Origin of the sequence: Tautonia plasticadhaerens, from assembly GCF_007752535.1 — a bacterium.
GTDB lineage: Bacteria > Planctomycetota > Planctomycetia > Isosphaerales > Isosphaeraceae > Tautonia > Tautonia plasticadhaerens.
This window is the reverse complement of sequence record NZ_CP036426.1, coordinates 1,858,807-1,875,412: the sequence shown is the minus strand read 5'-3', so window position 1 is coordinate 1,875,412 and position 16,606 is coordinate 1,858,807. Positions and strand designations below refer to the sequence as shown.

17 protein-coding genes are annotated in these 16,606 nt (G+C 69.8%); 13 read left to right on the top strand and 4 right to left on the bottom strand.

The annotated features are described in order from the left end of the window. Nucleotides 1-15 precede the first annotated feature (15 nt). The 7 genes from grpE (at nucleotide 16) to ElP_RS07250 (ending at nucleotide 5,840) form a co-directional block, all read left to right on the top strand. Nucleotides 16-567, top strand: a complete 552-nt coding sequence (gene grpE, locus ElP_RS07280) for a nucleotide exchange factor GrpE (RefSeq protein ID WP_231749540.1) — start codon at nucleotides 16-18, stop codon at nucleotides 565-567. Between the two features lie 69 nt (nucleotides 568-636). Further along, a complete protein-coding gene (locus ElP_RS07275; protein ID WP_145267981.1) occupies nucleotides 637-951 on the top strand; it encodes an FmdB family zinc ribbon protein in 315 nt (104 codons plus the stop codon). 15 nt (nucleotides 952-966) lie between these two features. Next, the gene (locus ElP_RS07270) at nucleotides 967-1,164 is read left to right on the top strand and encodes a DNA gyrase inhibitor YacG (RefSeq protein ID WP_145267980.1); all 198 of its coding nucleotides are present in this window, start codon (nucleotides 967-969) and stop codon (nucleotides 1,162-1,164) included. 346 nt (nucleotides 1,165-1,510) lie between these two features. Beyond that, nucleotides 1,511-2,452: an NAD-dependent epimerase/dehydratase family protein gene (locus ElP_RS07265; protein ID WP_231749538.1), complete on the top strand. Its 942-nt coding sequence runs from the start codon at nucleotides 1,511-1,513 to the stop codon at nucleotides 2,450-2,452. 126 nt (nucleotides 2,453-2,578) lie between these two features. Next, a complete protein-coding gene (locus ElP_RS07260) occupies nucleotides 2,579-3,541 on the top strand; it encodes an NAD-dependent epimerase/dehydratase family protein (RefSeq protein ID WP_145267979.1) in 963 nt (320 codons plus the stop codon). Beyond that, complete coding sequence (locus ElP_RS07255) at nucleotides 3,535-4,920, top strand: glycosyltransferase family 4 protein (protein ID WP_231749536.1); 1,386 nt, start codon at nucleotides 3,535-3,537, stop codon at nucleotides 4,918-4,920. The genes ElP_RS07260 and ElP_RS07255 overlap by 7 nt, the downstream gene beginning before the upstream one ends. A 128-nt stretch (nucleotides 4,921-5,048) precedes the next feature. After that, on the top strand, nucleotides 5,049-5,840 hold the full coding sequence (locus ElP_RS07250; protein ID WP_145267978.1) for an FkbM family methyltransferase: 792 nt from the start codon (nucleotides 5,049-5,051) through the stop codon (nucleotides 5,838-5,840). A 47-nt stretch (nucleotides 5,841-5,887) separates the two neighbouring features. Here ElP_RS07250 and ElP_RS07245 read toward each other — a convergent pair whose 3' ends face one another. Next, entirely contained in the window at nucleotides 5,888-7,273 is a 1,386-nt protein-coding gene (locus ElP_RS07245; protein WP_145267977.1) for a hypothetical protein, read from the bottom strand. A 108-nt stretch (nucleotides 7,274-7,381) separates the two neighbouring features. Here ElP_RS07245 and ElP_RS07240 point away from each other — a divergent pair, with 108 nt between their 5' ends. Beyond that, nucleotides 7,382-9,139, top strand: a complete 1,758-nt coding sequence (locus tag ElP_RS07240) for an ArnT family glycosyltransferase (RefSeq protein WP_231749534.1) — start codon at nucleotides 7,382-7,384, stop codon at nucleotides 9,137-9,139. Here ElP_RS07240 and ElP_RS07235 read toward each other — a convergent pair. Continuing rightward, on the bottom strand, nucleotides 9,066-10,217 hold the full coding sequence (locus ElP_RS07235; protein ID WP_145267975.1) for a glycosyltransferase family 4 protein: 1,152 nt from the start codon (nucleotides 10,215-10,217) through the stop codon (nucleotides 9,066-9,068). The two genes, ElP_RS07240 and ElP_RS07235, sit on opposite strands and share 74 nt — an antisense overlap. A 346-nt stretch (nucleotides 10,218-10,563) precedes the next feature. Here ElP_RS07235 and ElP_RS07230 point away from each other — a divergent pair, with 346 nt between their 5' ends. From ElP_RS07230 to ElP_RS07220, 3 genes are all read left to right on the top strand, one after another. Then, nucleotides 10,564-11,361, top strand: coding sequence for an HpcH/HpaI aldolase family protein (locus ElP_RS07230; protein ID WP_145267974.1), 798 nt, complete (start codon nucleotides 10,564-10,566; stop codon nucleotides 11,359-11,361). A 93-nt stretch (nucleotides 11,362-11,454) separates the two neighbouring features. Further along, nucleotides 11,455-12,837: a Tm-1-like ATP-binding domain-containing protein gene (locus ElP_RS07225; RefSeq protein ID WP_231749532.1), complete on the top strand. Its 1,383-nt coding sequence runs from the start codon at nucleotides 11,455-11,457 to the stop codon at nucleotides 12,835-12,837. Then, on the top strand, nucleotides 12,719-13,531 hold the full coding sequence (locus ElP_RS07220; protein ID WP_231749812.1) for a phosphoenolpyruvate hydrolase family protein: 813 nt from the start codon (nucleotides 12,719-12,721) through the stop codon (nucleotides 13,529-13,531). Before ElP_RS07225 ends, ElP_RS07220 begins: the two co-directional genes overlap by 119 nt. A gap of 9 nt (nucleotides 13,532-13,540) precedes the next feature. Here ElP_RS07220 and ElP_RS07215 read toward each other — a convergent pair whose 3' ends face one another. Continuing rightward, complete coding sequence (locus tag ElP_RS07215; protein ID WP_145267972.1) at nucleotides 13,541-14,029, bottom strand: MaoC/PaaZ C-terminal domain-containing protein; 489 nt, start codon at nucleotides 14,027-14,029, stop codon at nucleotides 13,541-13,543. Nucleotides 14,030-14,296: 267 nt separating this feature from the next. Between ElP_RS07215 and ElP_RS07210 the strand changes: the two genes are divergently transcribed. Both ElP_RS07210 and ElP_RS07205 read left to right on the top strand, forming a co-directional pair. After that, nucleotides 14,297-14,866 carry an ANTAR domain-containing response regulator gene (locus ElP_RS07210; protein ID WP_145267971.1) on the top strand — a complete coding sequence of 190 codons (570 nt, stop codon included), beginning with the start codon at nucleotides 14,297-14,299 and terminating at the stop codon, nucleotides 14,864-14,866. Between the two features lie 290 nt (nucleotides 14,867-15,156). Beyond that, the gene (locus ElP_RS07205) at nucleotides 15,157-15,819 is read left to right on the top strand and encodes an ATP-binding protein (RefSeq protein WP_145267970.1); all 663 of its coding nucleotides are present in this window, start codon (nucleotides 15,157-15,159) and stop codon (nucleotides 15,817-15,819) included. A gap of 64 nt (nucleotides 15,820-15,883) precedes the next feature. Here ElP_RS07205 and ElP_RS07200 read toward each other — a convergent pair whose 3' ends face one another. Beyond that, a complete protein-coding gene (locus ElP_RS07200; protein ID WP_145267969.1) occupies nucleotides 15,884-16,582 on the bottom strand; it encodes a sensor histidine kinase in 699 nt (232 codons plus the stop codon). Between the last annotated feature and the right edge of the window lie 24 nt (nucleotides 16,583-16,606).

Sequence of the window (16,606 nt, the reverse complement as noted above, 5' to 3'; positions counted from 1 at the left end):
CCTGGACCCCACGCGATGAGCGATCCGAACCCCAAGATGACCGACCCCGATCGGGAGCCCGATGCCGAGGGCCGGGCCGCCGCCGAGGGCGCCGATGCGTCGACCGCGTCGCTCCGGTCGCAGCTCGACGAGGCGGCCCGTCAGCGGGACGAGTACCTGGAGCAGCTCCGACGCTCCCAGGCCGAGTTCGTCAATTTCCAGAAACGCAGCCGGTCACAGGCCGAGGCCGATCGCACCTACGCCGTCTCCCCGCTGGCGAACGACCTGCTCTCGGTGATCGACAATTTCGAACGCGCCATCGACGCCGCCCGGCAGTCCGGCAACGAGGCGATCATCACCGGCCTGGAGATTGTCCACCGGCAACTCCTCGAGGCCCTGGCCAAACACGGGGTCGAGCCGATCGAGTCGATCGGCCAACCCTTCGACCCCAACATCCACGAGGCCCTGATGCAGCAACCCGACGCCGACCACCCCGAGGGGACGGTCGTCGCCGAACTCAGTCGCGGGTTCAGGATCCGGGACCGCGTCCTGCGGCCGAGCCGGGTCGCGGTGTCGGTCTCGCCCTGATCCGATCTCCCTCTCACCGGGCCGCGGCGATCCCCGCCGCGATGCCCATCTCGGAGCCGATCGACGTCCATGCCCACCTACGACTACATCTGCGACGATTGCAAGCACGAATTCGAGGCCTTCGAGTCGATCAAGGCCGACCCCCAGACCACTTGCCCGTCGTGCCAGAAGGAGACGCTTCGGCGCAAGATCGGCGCCGGCGCGGCCATCCTCTTCAAGGGTTCCGGCTTCTACCTGACCGACTACCGGAGCGACTCCTACAAGAAGGCCGCCAAGGCCGACAAGGACGGCTCCTCGGGTTCGTCCTCCTCGTCGTCGTCCGGCGATTCGGCGTCGAAGCCCGAGTCGAAGCCGTCGTCTTCGAGCGGTTCCTCCTCCGACTGACGGATCCGGGTGATCATGATCCGAGGCAAGTGCCCCACCTGCGGCCGGGCGTTCGAGGGACCGGGCCTCGACGCCCTGCCACACTTCCCCTTCTGCTCCGAGCGCTGTCGCCTGGTCGACCTCGGCCGATGGATCGACGGCGACTACTCCATCCCCGGCCCGCCTGCCCCGGAACCACCGATCGTCCCCCCCGGGGACGAAGCGGACGAGTGATCGTCCTCGGACGAGCGACCGACGCTCGACCGATCGGCGATCGAGGCGGCACCTGTGACCCCCCCGCGGCCCGCGAAAATCGTCGGGAACAGGCGTTGACTCGATCCGCCGATCGAGTACGATCCCGGCCATGCGGGTCGGCAACCGCCGAGCGTGCAGAACACACCATGGACGACGCTCCGCCGACCCGCTCGTCGCGTCCTTACTGACCCTGATTCGACCGCTCGACGCGAGGCCGCACGGAAGGGGCCGCCACAACCCGACCTCTCACCCGATTGAAGCCTTGCCCTGAGCCCTCCGACCCGGTTCGGACACCGAGTCGGAGTCGATCGCACGACGTCCACGGATGGGACTCCTCATGCGCATCCTCGTCACCGGCGGCGCGGGCTATGTCGGTTCGACCCTGGTCCCGGCCCTGCTCGAGCAGGGCCATCGGGTCCGCGTGCTCGACAACCTGAGGTTCGGCGGCCACGGCCTGCTGCCCTGCTGCCAGAACCGATTCTTCGAGCTTCAGAAGGGGGACGCCTGCGACCCCAAGGACGTGGAGAAGGCGATCGACGGCGTCGACGCGATCATCCACCTCGCGGCCATCGTCGGCTATCCGGCGTGCAAGAAGGAGCCGCAACTGGCCCAGGCGATCAACGTCGGCTCGACGAGGCTCCTGCTGGAGAAGCGGTCCAAGGACCAGAAGGTCCTGTTCGCCTCGACCGGGAGCATTTACGGGTCGATCCCCGATTATGTCTGCAACGAGAACACCCCCCGGGCGCCGATCACCCTCTACGGCGAGACCAAGGCCCAGGCCGAGCAGCTCGTCCTCGACTCCGGCAACGGCATCGCCTACCGGTTCGCCACCGCCTTCGGCGTGAGCAACCGGATGCGGCTGGACCTGATGCCGAACGACTTCACGTATCAGGCCGTGAAGAACCGCAACCTCATCGTCTACGAGGGCGGCTTCAAGCGGACGTTCGTCCACGTCCGCGACATGGCCCGCTCCTTCATCTTCGCCCTGGAGCGCTGGGACGAGGTGAAGGACGACGTCTACAACGTCGGCCACGAGAGCATGAACTTCACCAAGGAAGACGTGGCCCGGAAGATCATGGAGCACGTCGACTACTACCTGCATTTCGCCGAGGTCGGCAGCGACGCCGACCAGCGGAACTACGAGGTCAGCTACGAGAAGATCCGCGCAAAGGGCTTCGAGACCACCATCGACCTCGACCGGGGCATCGCCGAGCTGGTGCAGGCAGCGAAGCTGATCGAGTGGTCGAACCCGTTCAGCAACGTCTGACGAGGGTCGGCGGTCGATCGGAGGGCGCCGGCAGGCGGGGGGCCCAGGCATCGCCCCCGCCTCGCCCTCGGCCCCGTCCGCCTCGCCGCCGACCGCCGACTCCACCCCAGGGAAGGACAGCGAGCGATGAAGGGCTTCTGGTCGGGCAAGCGCGTCACGGTCACCGGCGGGGCCGGGTTCCTCGGGAAGCACATCGTCAGGAGGCTGGAGTCGTTCGGGGCCGAGGTCCACGTCCCCCGCAAGCGGGACTTCGACCTGACCTCGCTCGACTCCTGCCTGCGATGCCTGCTTGAGCATCCGGCCGACGTGCTCATCCACGCGGCGGCGTATTACGGCGGCATCGGGATCAACGTCAACGAACCGGGGAACCTGTACTATCAGAACCTCGTCATGGGGGCCAACCTCATGGAGGCCGCCCGGCTGACGAAGGTCGACAAGGTGGTCAACATCGGCACCGCCTGCAGCTACCCCGGCTACCTCGAAGGGGAACTCAAGGAGCAGGACCTCTGGTCCGGCCCCTGCCACGCGAGCGTCGTCAACTACGGCCTGACGAAGAAGATGCTGGCCGTCCAGGGCGTGGCCTACAAGAAGCAGTACGGGCTCGACTCGATCCACCTGATCCTGACGAACCTCTACGGCCCCGGCGACTCCTACAACCCGGACCGCTCGCACGTGGTCGCCGCCCTGGTGCGGAAGTGGGTCGAGGCGGACCTGGCCGGGGCGAAGGAGGTCGAGGTCTGGGGCACCGGCACGCCGATCCGGGAATTCATCTACGTCGAGGACTGCGCCGACGCGATCGTCCTGGCCGCCGAGGTCTACGACGACGAGGCCCTGCCGCTGAACATCGGCACGGGGATCGGCACCTCGATCAAGGAACTGGCCGAGACGGTCCACGACCTCTCTGGCTTCAAGGGATCGCTGCGCTGGAACACCGATAAGCCCGACGGCGCGGCGAAGAAGGTGCTCGACGTGACCCGCATGTCGCAGGTGCTCGACGGCTGGACGCCGCCCACCGACCTGCGATCGGGCCTGGCCCGGACGATCTCCTGGTATCGCGCCAACAAGGACGAGGCCGACGCCAAATGGTGAGCGACATCCCCAAGCCCAGCTCCCCCCGACGGCCCGCCTCGCGCTGGCGGGCCGAATCGAGGCGGCCGATGGCCGGCGGGCCGCATGCCGCGATCCGATCCGGCCGCCGTCGGCCCCGGATCCTGTTCGTCAACCAGTACTACTGGCCCGACCACGCCTCGACGGCGCAGCACCTGACGGATCTCGCCGAGTCGCTGGCCGATCGCGGCTACGAGTGCCACGTCCTCTGCGCCCGGGGTCGCTACGAGCCCGGCGTCGAGCCTCCCCCGGCCGAGGAGGAGCATAACGGAGTCCGCATCCACCGCGTCCGGGCCACGTCGCTCGGGCGGGGTAGCGTGATCAAGCGGATGGCCGATTACCTGAGCTTCTACCTCGGGGCCTTCCGCAAGGCGTTCACCCTGCCGGGCTTCGACGTGGTGGTGACGCTCACCACGCCGCCGATCATCGGGCTGGTCGGCACGCTCCTCCGCCGCCTCCGGGGGTCGTGCCAGGTCTACTGGAGCATGGACCTCCACCCCGACGCGAGCCTGGCCCTCGGCCAGATGTCGAGGCGGAACCCGGTCGTCGCGCTGCTCTCGTGGCTGAGCGACGCGGTCTATCGCCAGTCCGACCGGGTCGTCGTACTCGGCCCCTACATGGCCGACCGGATCCGCTCGAAGGGGGTCCGGGACTCCCGGATGATCGAGATCCCCGTCTGGAGCCGGCTCGACGAGGTGTATCCGATCCCCCGGGAAGGACACCCGATGCGGGAGGCGCTGGGGCTCTCGGGCAAGTTCGTCGTCATGTATTCGGGGAACCTCGGCATGGCCCACTCGGCCGTCGAGTTCGTCGAGGCGGCCCGTCGGCTCCGGGACCGGGATGACGTCGTCTTCCTCTTCGTCGGCGGCGGCCCCCGGCTCCGCGAGGTGAAGGAGGCGAAGCGGCTCGAAGGGCTGGAGAACGTCCGGCTGCTCGACTACGTCCCCCGGGAGCAGTTGCACGAGTCGCTCACGGTGGCCGACGCCCACCTCGTCTCTATGCGCCCGGAGATGACGGGCATCGTCGTGCCGGGGAAGCTGTACGGGGCCATGGCCTCGGAGCGTCCCGTGCTGTTCGTCGGGCCCGATCACAGCGAGACGGCCGACACCATCCGCCGGGCCGGCTGCGGGGTCACCGTCCGACTCGGCGAGGCCGAGGCGCTCGTTCGGGCGATCGAGCACCTCGCCGCCGACCCCGGGGCCGCCGCCGAGATGGGCCGCAAGGGGCGGGAGGCCTTCCTGGCCGAGTTCGAACGAGACGGCTGCTGCGACCGCTGGGCCGAATTGATGGGCGAGCTTGCCGGGGACCGCCGCCCGGCCGCCGTCCCCGACGGCCCGGCCGTGGCCTCGGCGTCCGCCTGATCGGGCCCCCGGACCGATCGTGACGATGGCCGGTCGACTCCCGTGTGATCCCTGATGCGGAGTGCGTCCGACGGCCCCTCGCCGGGCCGCCGGGCGTCCTCCTTCGCGACGCGAGGAGGGACGGTGCGATGGATCAGCGTCTTGCCCGGAATCCTCGAGGCCCGGCCCCGGACGACTCGTACGGCTGGGTCGAGGTCGACCCGGATTGCCGCTTCGCCATCAAGGTCGCCTCGGATCGGGAGGCCGAGGAAGAGATCAGCCGGAGCCTGGCCTCGGGCGTCTTCCCCCCGGAATATCGGCCCTTGCTCCGAGAACTCCATCGGCTCGTCCCGGTGGGAGGGCGGGTGCTCGACCTGGGGGCACACGTCGGCGTCTTCTCGCTCGCGGCAAGCGCCTCGGGCTATCAGGTCGTCTCGGTCGAGGCGTCGCCCCGGAACGCCTCGTTGCTCCGTGCCAGCGCGTCCCTGAACGGCTTCGACGGGATGACGGTCGTCGAGGCGGGGGTCAGCGACCGGTCCGGCATCCTGGAGTTCTGCCCCTACGGGCCGTATGGTCACGCCGTCACCGATCGGACCGAACAGTACACGTCCATCGAGGTTCGGTCGACGACCGTCGACGACCTGCTCTCGGATCTGGGCTGGGACCGGGTCGACTTCATCAAGATGGACATCGAGGGGTCGGAGGTGGCGGCCGTCCGGGGGATGGCCCGGCTCCTCTCCCGGCCCGATTCGCCGCCGATCTTCTACGAGTCTAACCGCCACACGCTGGCCTTCTTCGACAAGACGCCCCGTGACCTGAAGGCGTCGCTTGTCGAGCACGGCTACCGCAACCTCCTCGTCACCCCGGACGGACTCGTTCCCGTCACCCCCGACGAGGAGCAGGGGGAGACGGTGGTCGATTACCTGGCGATCAAGGGCTGATGCGGGGAGGGGGACCCTCCTCGTCCGTCTCGTCGTCCGGGGCTCGGCTACCGGCGGTAGCTGCTCCAGGGGTAGAGCACGAAGCGGCCGACGACGCGGAGCGGCAGGTCCGACCGCCGCTCGATCCGACTCCAGGGATCTTCCATGCCCTCGACCGCATAGACCCCGCCGATCAGCATCGACGCGACGAACACGATCCTCCAGATGCCGAGCCTGAGCCACTGGAGCGAGGCCGCGGCGTATGCGAAGGCGAGCGGGGAGATCGGTAGGAGGTGGCGGACGCCGAATGACTGGCCGGAATAATCGGTCCGCCTCACGCCGAAACTGTAATAGCCGAGCAACACCACTGTGACGACCGCCACGACGATCGCCCCGGCTCGCATCGCGTCCCGCCGCCGGAGCATCGTCAGGGCGACCCCGATCGGGGAGAACGCGAGGATCGGCGTTACCGTCAGCCAGCCCTGGGGCCCGACCAGCAACTCGACGAGGAACTCCCCCCTCGGGATCGTCTCCTCATACGTGCCGATTTCGGTCGCCCAGTAGGACCCCTCATAGGAGAGGGACTCGGGGTACATCTCCACCGGCAAGGGCGAACCGGTCACGAGCGACTGGAGGACGCAGTGCAGCAGCAGCGGCGAGGCGGAGCCGATCGCATAAGCCGTCGCCGCCCGGCGTGACCGCACCGCGGTCCAGCACAGAAGGCCGAGCCACATGGCGCCCCCGGCCGGCAGGTCGATCGTCGCCGCCAGCCCGGCGAGTACTCCCGAGGTACCCGATCGGAGCATCCCACCCCGGCCCCTCGACGGCCCGAGCAGCACGACGGCGAAGGCCATGGTCAGCAGGCCGGCCGCGACGCTGTGGTTGTTGAAGGTGACGCCGTAGGTCAGCAAAAGCGAGCTGGCACCGAAGCCGATCGTAAGGAGGTCGGAGAGCCACCGGGCCACGTCGACCGCCTGCAAAATCCGCCGCAACCCATAGAGGGCCAGGGCCGAGGGCAGGGCGATCAGCAGCACCACGAGCGCCCGGTTCACCGGGCCGAAGGAGGCGACGAAGTCCCTCGGGGACCGGAGGTCGAACATCCGATACCCCGCCCGGTGCATCGGGCCGTAGACGGCCGCCCCGAGCGCGGGGAGCACGGGGGGCTTGTCGGAATAGAGTCGGCCGTCGAATTTGGCCAGGTCCGGGGATCCGCTCGGGCCGAGGTAGGGCGAATCGTCGACCCGGAGCGTGCCGCGCTCCACGATCGACTCGATCGTCATGTACCGCGACCAGACGTTGCCGCTCACCCGGGGCGGGTCGACAAGCACCCCGAGCGTCGCGGCGAACACCAGGGCCGGGATCGCCGCCCGGGCCCGGCCGATCGGGCGGGGCAGGTCGATGGGCCGATCGGCTGCCCGGGGGGGGACGGGATCGTTAGAATGATTGGGTGCCATCGGGGTCGATCGACGAGGACTCCGGGGATCCCGCCTCACGGGCGGGGCGATTCTGGCTCCGCCCCGGGGGCGGGGTTCGACCTGGATTCTAACCGCCGGAGGCCGACCTTGGCCAACCTCGCCGAGCGACCCGAGATCCCCGGCCGGGCGATCCTCGGCCTGGTCGTGGCCCTCGCCTTCACCCTCTGGTGGCGCGGGCACACCTTCGGGCCGACCATCCGGGACCTGCTCGGGTTCGCCCCCTGGCCGGTCGTCCGGGGAGAGTCCGAGCCCCTCGACTGCGACGAGGCCGCCTACGCCTACATGGGCAGGCGGATGCTGGACGGGGATCGCCTGTACGCCGACCTCAGCGAGAACAAGCCTCCGCTCGGCTACTGGATCTACGAGTTGGCCGTCGCCCTGGGGGGCCCGAACGAGCTGGCGATCCGCCTCCTGCCGATCCCGTTCGTCCTGGCGACCGTGGCGATGACCTGGTGGATCGGCCTGAGGCTCGGGGGGACGATGGCGGCGGTGCTCTCGGCGGTCCTCGTCGGGTTGCTGAGCACCGACCCTTACCTGTACGGCAACGGGGCTCAGCTGGAACAGCCGATCAATTGCTTCGCGCTGGCGTCGCTCGCGGCGGCCATCGAGGCCGGGCTCGTCCCCCGGCGTCGGGGGGCCTGGCTGCTCCTGGCCGGGATCGCGGTCGGCCTGGCCACCCTGGTGAAACAGGTGGCGGTGCTCCACCTCGCGGTGCAGGGAGTCGCCGTGATGGCGATGCCCAGGGGTGCGGGAGGGGGCCGGGGTGCGGGGACGCCCCGATCCCTCGGGCTGCTCATGGCCGGTTTCGCGGGGACCCTCGCGGTGGCGGCCGCCATCCTCTGGGCCCGGGGGGTGATGGGGGCGGCGGCGGATGACATCATCCGTCACGGCCGGGCCCTTGCCACCGACATCCCGCCCGATCCCAACGCCCCTTCTCCCCTGTTCCGATGGCTGACGGGTAATGCCGATCCCTCGGGAGCCTTGCCTCCCCCCTTCGGCTCGACCGATTACCTCGTCTGGTGGGGGAGGGGTTCCTGGCCGATCTGGCTGGCGGCGGTGCCCTCGATGGCCTGGCTCACGTTCGGCCGGTCGAGCTTCGGCAGGAGGCTGGTCGTGGCCTGGACCGCGTCATGCCTGGTCCAGGTCGTCGCCCCGGGTCTGTACTGGGCCCACTACTACCTCCTGCCGGTGCCGGGGCTGGCACTCTCTGTCGCGTTGACGATGGGGGATCTCGCGGCCGTCGGGTGGAGGACACGACGGTCGATCGCCGCCCTGGCGGCGCTGTCGGCCGCGGTCGTCGGGTTCTCGGTGATCCAGGCGCGCGATTATCTCCTCGTTCCGCCCGAGGAGCTGACGATCCGGTACAAGGGAGGTCGGCAATGGGTCGAGCTCCGCAAGCTCGGCCGGCTGCTGGCGGATCGGACGGACGACTGGGGAGACCCGAAGCTGCACGTCTGGGGGTGGCAGAGCCCGCTGCTCTTCTATTCCGGCCTGGATTCGGCCTCGCGGCACTTCTTCACGAACAACCTGATGAGGGAGTTCGCCGATCGGAGCCATCCGGTCGTCTCACCCAGGATCGACGAGCTGATGGGCGACCTCGGGGAGCACAGGCCCGAGATCGTCCTCGCGGCGTACCCGCCGTTCCCGGCGCTCCGGGAATTCCTGGGCGAGGGGTACCTGCCGTCCAACCTCTTCCCGATCGCGCCGGACGGCCGGGGGCTCTGGGTCCGAAAGGACCGCTGGGCCGAGTTCCAGTTCGAGGCGGGGCGCCTCAGCCGATCGGTGCGACGGCCGGGGAGCCCGCCCCGAGGATCGCCTCGTAGCGTCCCCGGAGCGTCCCCATGATCTGCTCCCAGCTCTGGGAGCGGGCGTGATCCCGGGCCTGGGCGGCGAGTCGTCGGCGGAGGGGGCCGTCCTCGGCGAGCGCGAGGATCGCCCCGGCGAAGGTCGACGGGGGGGAGTCGGGGTCGATCGCCAGGCCGGTCTCGCCGTGTCGGACGATCTCTGCGGGGCCTCCCTCGGCCAGGACGACCGCCGGCAGTCCGGAGGCCATCGCCTCGAGGACGACGTTGCCGAAGGTCTCGGTCCGGCTGGCGAAGGCGAAGACGTCGGCCGCCGCGTAGGAGTCGGCCAGCTCGTCGCCGGATCGGAAGCCGACGAAGGTGGCGAGGCCTCCGAGCCGCTCCTCCAGCCCCGGGCGGGCGGGGCCGTCGCCGATGATCAGCGGGCGGGCCCGGGGGAATCGGCGGGCGACCTCGGCCAGCGCCTCGGCCAGGTAGTCGACGTTCTTCTCCACCGCGACCCGGCCGACGTAGGCGATCACCACGTCGTCGGCCTCGAAGCCCAGGGACCGGCGGACGGCCTCCCGGCCGGGGCGGTCCGGCCGGAAGAGCGAGGCGTCGACCCCTCGGGGCCAGAGCACGAGGTTCCGGAACCCCCGGCGTTGGAGGCCGAGCATCGTCGCCCGGGAGGGGACGTAGGTCTCCAGGGTCCGGTTGTGGAACCACCGCAGGTAGCGCCAGATCAGGCCCCGGGCCCAGCCGACGCGGTAGTGGTCCGAGTACTGGTCGAAGTTGGTGTGGAAGCTGGAGACGATCGGGATCCGCCGCCGGGCGGCGTACCGATGGACGGCCAGTCCCAGGGTCGCCTCGGTGGCGACGTGGATCAGGTCGGGCCGGAACCGGTCGATGGCCGTCCTCACCCCCCGATACGGCGGGATCGGCAGGTGGAGGTCCGGGTAGAAAGGGATCCGGAGCGAGGGGACCCGATGGCACCGGGCCGCGTCGGGGGGCTTGCCGTAATCGGGGTGGATCACCTGGACCGCGTCCCCCCCCTGCTCCAGCGTGCGGACGAGCTGGGAGAGCGTCCGAGAGACGCCGTTGACCTGCGGGACGTAGGTCTCGGTGACGATCGTGATCCGCATCGTCGCGCCTCTGGGGGACCTCTCCGGGTCGTCGCGGGTCGACCCTCGACCCCCCCATCATCGCACGGCGATCGTGCCGGGGCTACGCGAACCGGCCCGGTCCTCGAGCCCGGGGGGACGCCGCGGGACGATCGTCCCACGCGCGGCCGCTCGACGAGGGGAAGATCCGATGAATCCGGGCGGGGCCGCGGTCCCGATCCGTCCCGGGGGCCCGGTCGGGTCGGACCCGGGAGGTGCCGCGACCTTGCCCCCCGGCCGGGGCCGTGACAGACTGGACGGTCGACCTCCCGGCCGCCTCCCGGTCCGCCGGCCGGGCCGAACGAACCCCCCGAGGGAGCCTCGATCCGTGAAGCCGAATCCCGTCAAGCGGGCCTTGCGCGAGGGGAAGCCGCAGGTCGGCACCTGGCTGTCGCTGGGGAGCACCTTCGCCGCCCGGTTCCTCGCCCGCACCGGCCTGCCCTGGTTGACGGTCGATATGGAGCACACGCACACCGACATCCAGACCGCCGCCCTGATGTTCGGCGCCATCTCCGACGCCGGCTGCACGCCGCTGGCCCGGGTCTCGTGCTGCCGGCACGACCTGATCAAGTCGGTGCTCGACTGCGGGGCCATGGGGATCGTCGTGCCGATGGTCATGGATGCAGACGAGGCCCGGGTCGCCGTCGCCGCCTGCAAGTACCCGCCGCTGGGCAATCGGTCCCTCGGGGGGGCGCTTCATGCCCTGAATTACGGCACGACGGCCGAGGCTTACTACGCCGGGGCCGATGAGGAGATCCTCGTCGTCATTCAGACCGAGCACATCGACGCCGTCGAGCGGGCCGACGAGATCTACGCCGTGCCGGGCATCGACGCCATCTTCGTGGGCCCGAACGATCTGGCCGCCTCGCTCCGGGAGGCCAAGGGGGTCTCCCCGACCCCCGAACGCGTCGAGAAGGTCCTTCTCCGCATCCGGGAGGTCGCCGCCCGGCACAAGGTCCCTTGTGGCATCCACGTGAAGACCCCGGAGGACGCCCAACGGCGGATCGACGAGGGCTGGCGTTTCATCGCCGTCGGCAGCGAGTTGGGGATGATGCTCCAGTACGCGACCGCCCTGGCCTCCCGGTTCAACCAGGACGATGCGGCATCCGGCCTGGCGAATTACTGAGGCCGTCGGGCTCGGGCCCCGGGGGCCGTCCAAATCCCGGTCCGAGCGGCGCCGGGCCATCGATCGGCCGCTCGGACGCCGGGGAGGTTAGGCATGACGGTGGTCCTGATCGGGACGCTCGACACGAAGGGCGAGGAGGTCGGCTTCGTCCGGGATCGGCTCCGGGCCGGGGGGCTGGATGTCCTCGTCATCGACGCCGGCTCTGGGGGCACCCCGGCGATCCGGCCGGATATCCCCCGAGATCGCGTCTTCGAGGCGGCCGGCTCGTCCGTCGGGGAGGTCGACCGCCACCGGGATCGCGGCCGGGCCGTGGCCGACGCGGCCCGGGGCGTCGCCAGCGTCGTCGAGGGGTTGATCCGGGGGGGCGAGGTCCGAGGGATCCTCGGACTCGGCGGGTCGGCGGGCACGACCATCTGCTCGGCGGCGATGCGAGCCGCCCCGTTCGGGATGCCGAAGGTGCTGGTCAGCACCCTCGCGAGCGGCCAGACCCGGCCGTACGTCGGCGGCAGCGACTTCTTCATGATCCCTTCGATCGCCGACATTGCCGGCCTCAACCGGATCACCCGACGCGTCCTCAGCAACGCGGCCGACGCGATGATCGGCATGGTCCTCGGCGGGGCGTCCCCCGGGGTCGTCGACGCCGCCGCCGCGCATCCCCTCGTCACCGCGACGATGTTCGGCGTGACTACCCCGTGCGTCGATCGGGCCCGTCGGGTCCTGGAGGGGGACGGTTGCGAGGTCATCGTCTTCCACGCGACCGGGGTCGGCGGACGGGCGATGGAACGGTTGATCCGAGACGGCCTGGTCGACGCGGTCCTCGACCTGACGACGACCGAACTGGCCGATGAACTCGTCGGCGGCGTCCTCTCGGCCGGTCCCGACCGCCTGTCGGCGGCCGCGGACGCCGGCGTGCCCCAGGTGGTGAGCCTCGGGGCGCTCGACATGGTCAATTTCGGCCCGATCGAGACCGTGCCCGAGGCGTTCCGTGGGAGGACCTTCCACGTCCACAACCCGACCGTGACCCTGATGCGGACCCTCCCCGAGGAGTGCGAAGAGCTCGGCCGTCGGATGGCCTCGATGCTCCGGAGGGCGTCGGCCGAGACGGTCGTCCTGATCCCGGAGGAGGGGGTCTCCGCACTCGACGCCCCCGGGCAGCCGTTCCACGACCCCGGGGCCGACGCCCGGCTGTTCGAGTCGATCCGTCGGGGCCTCGAGGATTCGAGGCTCGTGCGGGTCGAATCCGTGCCGATGCACATCAACGACCCCGAGTTCGCCGACCTGGCCTCGGCCAGGCTCCGGGAGATCCTGCGGTCGGGCCCGAAGCGAGCAAGGGGGAGCGATGACGAGGACGGAGATCCTGGAGCGGTTCCGTCGGAAGGTCGCCGAGGGCCGGCCGATCCTCGGCGCCGGGGCGGGGACCGGGTTGAGCGCCAAGTGCGCCGAGGCCGGTGGGATCGACCTGATCATCATCTATAATTCCGGCCGCTTCCGGATGGCCGGTCGCGGGAGCCTCGCCGGGCTGATGCCCTACGGGGACGCCAACGCGATCGTCATGGAGATGGCCCGCGAGGTCCTGCCGGTCGTCGATCACACCCCGGTGCTGGCGGGCGTTTGCGGCACCGACCCGTTCCGGCTGATGGACCGGTTCCTGGTCGAAGTTCGTGCCGCCGGATTCGCCGGGGTCCAGAATTTCCCCACCGTAGGGCTGATCGACGGCCAGTTCCGCCGAGGGTTGGAGGAGACGGGGATGGGGTACGACCGGGAAGTCTCCATGATCGCCCGGGCCCGGTCGCTCGACCTGCTCACCTGCCCCTACGTCCACGACGAGGACGAGGCGAGGACCATGACCGAGGCCGGGGCCGACGTGGTGGTCGCCCACGTCGGCCTGACGACCAAGGGGATGATCGGGGCCCGGTCGGCCCTCCCGCTCGACGAGGCCATCGGGCGCGTCCAGGGGATGGCCGAGGCCGCCCGATCGGTCCGTGAGGACGTCCTGGTCCTCTGCCACGGCGGCCCGATCGCCGAACCGGCGGACGCCGCCGAGGTGCTCGCGAGGACCCGGGGCGTGGTCGGATTCTTCGGCGCCAGCAGCATCGAACGCCTGCCGACCGAGCCGGCGATCGTCGGCCAGGTCCGCAAATTCGCCGAGCTGCGGCTCCCCAGCCCGTGATCCCTCGTCTCAGCCGGAGGTCGCCCCGTCGTCCCCATCCGTCCCCGACCGTCCCCGGACGAGCGTCCGAGTCACCCCCTCCTGGACGACTTCACCGCGTTGATTGTGGATTTGCCGGTGCCAGGTGACCACGCCGCGACGTCCCCTGGCCCGGGATTCCAGGGCATGTACCCAGGTCAAGACCCGGATCGTGTCGCCGATGAGGATCGGATTCCGAAATGACCAGGATACGATCTCCAGGAAGGCCATCGTGTCGACCCTCGGCGCCCCGGTCCCCAGGCCACTCGCGATCGCCAGGCCGAGCAGGCCGTGGGCGACCGGCTGGCCGAATGGCCCGGTGCGGGCCGCCTCGTGGTCGACGTGTAAGGGATTGAAGTCTCCGGACAGCCCGGCGAACAGGGTGATCTCGGCCTGGGTGATCGTCCGGGCGGGGCTTTCCCAGCACTCATCGAGCGAAAGATCCTGGAATGCGAGCAGCGGAGCACGGTGGACGTTCACGCGGCGGGTCCTCGTGGTAACCGAAACGTCCCGATCGACTTAAAGCCGGGGGATCGGCGATCGAGACACCCTAGCACGGCCCGGGGGGGGCGTCCATGACGGCCACCCCGGATGAGATGCTTGTGGTCATCGACACCGCAGAAATAATATGATTGCCGGAAACGCACGTTTTGGCACACGAATTGACATTTACGGTTTGCCCGCCCAGGATGCGCCTGTTCGGGTTCCACGAGAGCGACGGCGACCGACGAAGGGAGCTCAATCGCGATGAAGGTGCTCATCGCCGACGATGATCGGAAAGTGGGGGCGAGCCTCCAGCAGATCCTCAACAAGATGGGGTACAACGTCGCCGCAGTCGCCGAGGACGGGCAACGGGCGATCGAGATGTGCCGGCGGACGCTCCCCGACGTGGCGATCCTCGACATCGAGATGCCCGGCCTCGACGGCCTCTCGGCGGCGAGGCAGATCGCCCAGGATCCGGGTACGCCGGTGATCATCCTGACGGCCCACGGCCAGCCCGAACTGGTGGAAGCCGCGATCCAGGAAGGGGCCATCCAGTATCTGCTCAAGCCGGTGACGGGCCCGGCCCTGAACGCCGCCATTCAGATGGCCGTCGCCAAGTCCCGGGAGCTGGAATCCTACAAGAAGCGCAGCGAGGAGTTGGAGGCCACGCTCCGGGACCGCAAGATGATCGAGAAGGCCAAGGGGATCATCATGTCCCGCCGCAACCTCACGGAATCGGAGGCCTTCCGTTTCCTCCAGAGGGAGAGCCAGGACCGGAGGATCCCCATGGCGAAGCTGGCGGAGACGATCGTGCATGCCCATGAGCTGATTTAAACCGGTCCCCCCGGGCCCCTCGGCCCCGCCCGGTCCGTTGACAGGGGCGGCGGGTCGATTGTAGCCTCATGTCGATCGGCGAGCGTGGATGACCCTCGCCGGGATGCGACGGGGTCGACGGAATGCGCCCCCGGCCCCTCGCCCGAATCGTCCCCGACCTGCAGGCCAGAGTCATGCAAGGATGTCCTGACCCGGCACATCTCCCGACGGGATGGGCGCCGACCACGGCCCGTGAGGTCCCCGAGCTGAGGGCGATCGTCGCCGCCATCGGCGAGAACCTCGAGGCTCCGATGGCCGCGATCCGGGAGGCCCTGGGCCCGCTGCTCGACGCGATGGACCCGAAGGCCCCGGCCTCCCCCCACCTGGCCACCTCGGTCGCGATGTCCGAGGACGTGACGCAGCTCACCCGGCGTTACCTCGAATACATCGACCAGGCCGAGGCGTTGCCGACGCCCCGGCTCCGTCCCGAGCGGACCGACGAGCTGCTCGCCGAGGTCGACCGCCGGTTGATGGCAGAGGCCTTCGGTCGTGGGGTCGCGTGGGGTTGCTCGGTGGAGGGCCCGATCCCGTCAATCCGGACCGACCGGCAGCTGTGCATAGAGCTGCTCCTGGAATTCGGCTCGATGGCCATCGATGCCGCTGGGGCCGGGGATTCCGTCTCGATCGCCGTCACCCCGGACCCGTCGGGATCGGAATCGGATCGGATCCGGATGACGCTGTCCTCTTCCGCGGAGGAGTTGATCGCCGACCTGACGAACCTCCGGGAGGACCCACTCTTCAACCGCGTCGTCTGCCTGGAAGAGGTCGGCAGCGACCCGGGATCTCGGTTGGCCCTGTGCATGGAACGGCTGGAGATGATCGGGGCGACCGCCCGGTTGGAGCACTCCCCAGGGGGGGGGCTGATCCGGGCGGTGAACTTCCTGTTCCCGGCCTCGCTCGCCCCTCGACCATGATCGCCGTGCCGTCCCCGTGCCCGGACGGCCCGGGCCTCTCCCGCGGGGCGGGCCTCGGGTCAGCTCAGCGGATCGCCCCGTAGGTCATCCGGAGGATCGTCCCCTGGCCGGGCTGGCTGCGGATGGCGAGCGTCCCCCCGTGCCTCCGCCAGATGCTGTTGGCCAGGCAGAGGCCGATGCCGAGGCGGCCGGGCTTGGTGGAGAAGAACGGCTCCAGTGCCTGCTCCTGGATCATCGCGTCCATCCCCCTACCCTCATCCTCGATCAGGAGCGTGGTCCAGTCGGGCTCCTCGACCAAACCCCGGATGGAAATGCGTCCTCCCCGGGGGGGCAACGCCTCGATCCCGTTGAGGATGAGATACGCGAACATCGAGTGTAGCTGGCCCGCGTCCCCCTTCATCGGGGTCAACGCCTGGCAGTCGACCGACCAGGAGACCCTGGGATGGGCCTCGGCCAGCTCCGAGACCGACGCCCGGATGACCGAGGGCAGATCGACCGCCCCTTCCAGGGGCTTGGTCGAGGGCCGGGTGAAGTCGATCATCCGGCGGGCGACCCCGGACGCCTTGACCGAGACGTTGACGATCACGTCGACGGTCTCGGCCAGCTCGGGATCGCCCTCCGGGGGGGCGGAGAGCTTGAGGATCTCGGCGTTACTCACCACCGCGCTGAAGGCGTTGATGATGTGGTGGCCCACGCTCGACGCCAGGTGCGCGAGTTGCCGTTCCCGGTCGGGGCCGTAGAGGCTCGGGGGGATGTCTGCCATACTAGGGAAGATACTCGACGACCG

Bases quoted from the DNA above. Each gene is read 5' to 3' on its own strand.
- ElP_RS07265 (WP_231749538.1), top strand. From the start codon at position 1,511: ATGGGACTCCTCATGCGCATCCTCGTCACCGGCGGCGCGGGCTATGTC.
- ElP_RS07210 (WP_145267971.1), top strand. From the start codon at position 14,297: ATGAAGGTGCTCATCGCCGACGATGATCGGAAAGTGGGGGCGAGCCTC.
- ElP_RS07270 (WP_145267980.1), top strand. From the start codon at position 967: ATGATCCGAGGCAAGTGCCCCACCTGCGGCCGGGCGTTCGAGGGACCG.
- ElP_RS07225 (WP_231749532.1), top strand. From the start codon at position 11,455: ATGACGGTGGTCCTGATCGGGACGCTCGACACGAAGGGCGAGGAGGTC.
- ElP_RS07255 (WP_231749536.1), top strand. From the start codon at position 3,535: ATGGTGAGCGACATCCCCAAGCCCAGCTCCCCCCGACGGCCCGCCTCG.
- ElP_RS07250 (WP_145267978.1), top strand. From the start codon at position 5,049: ATGGATCAGCGTCTTGCCCGGAATCCTCGAGGCCCGGCCCCGGACGAC.
- ElP_RS07260 (WP_145267979.1), top strand. From the start codon at position 2,579: ATGAAGGGCTTCTGGTCGGGCAAGCGCGTCACGGTCACCGGCGGGGCC.
- ElP_RS07205 (WP_145267970.1), top strand. From the start codon at position 15,157: ATGGCCGCGATCCGGGAGGCCCTGGGCCCGCTGCTCGACGCGATGGAC.
- ElP_RS07200 (WP_145267969.1), bottom strand. From the start codon at position 16,582: ATGGCAGACATCCCCCCGAGCCTCTACGGCCCCGACCGGGAACGGCAA.
- ElP_RS07275 (WP_145267981.1), top strand. From the start codon at position 637: ATGCCCACCTACGACTACATCTGCGACGATTGCAAGCACGAATTCGAG.
- ElP_RS07245 (WP_145267977.1), bottom strand. From the start codon at position 7,273: ATGGCACCCAATCATTCTAACGATCCCGTCCCCCCCCGGGCAGCCGAT.
- grpE (WP_231749540.1), top strand. From the start codon at position 16: ATGAGCGATCCGAACCCCAAGATGACCGACCCCGATCGGGAGCCCGAT.
- ElP_RS07235 (WP_145267975.1), bottom strand. From the start codon at position 10,217: ATGCGGATCACGATCGTCACCGAGACCTACGTCCCGCAGGTCAACGGC.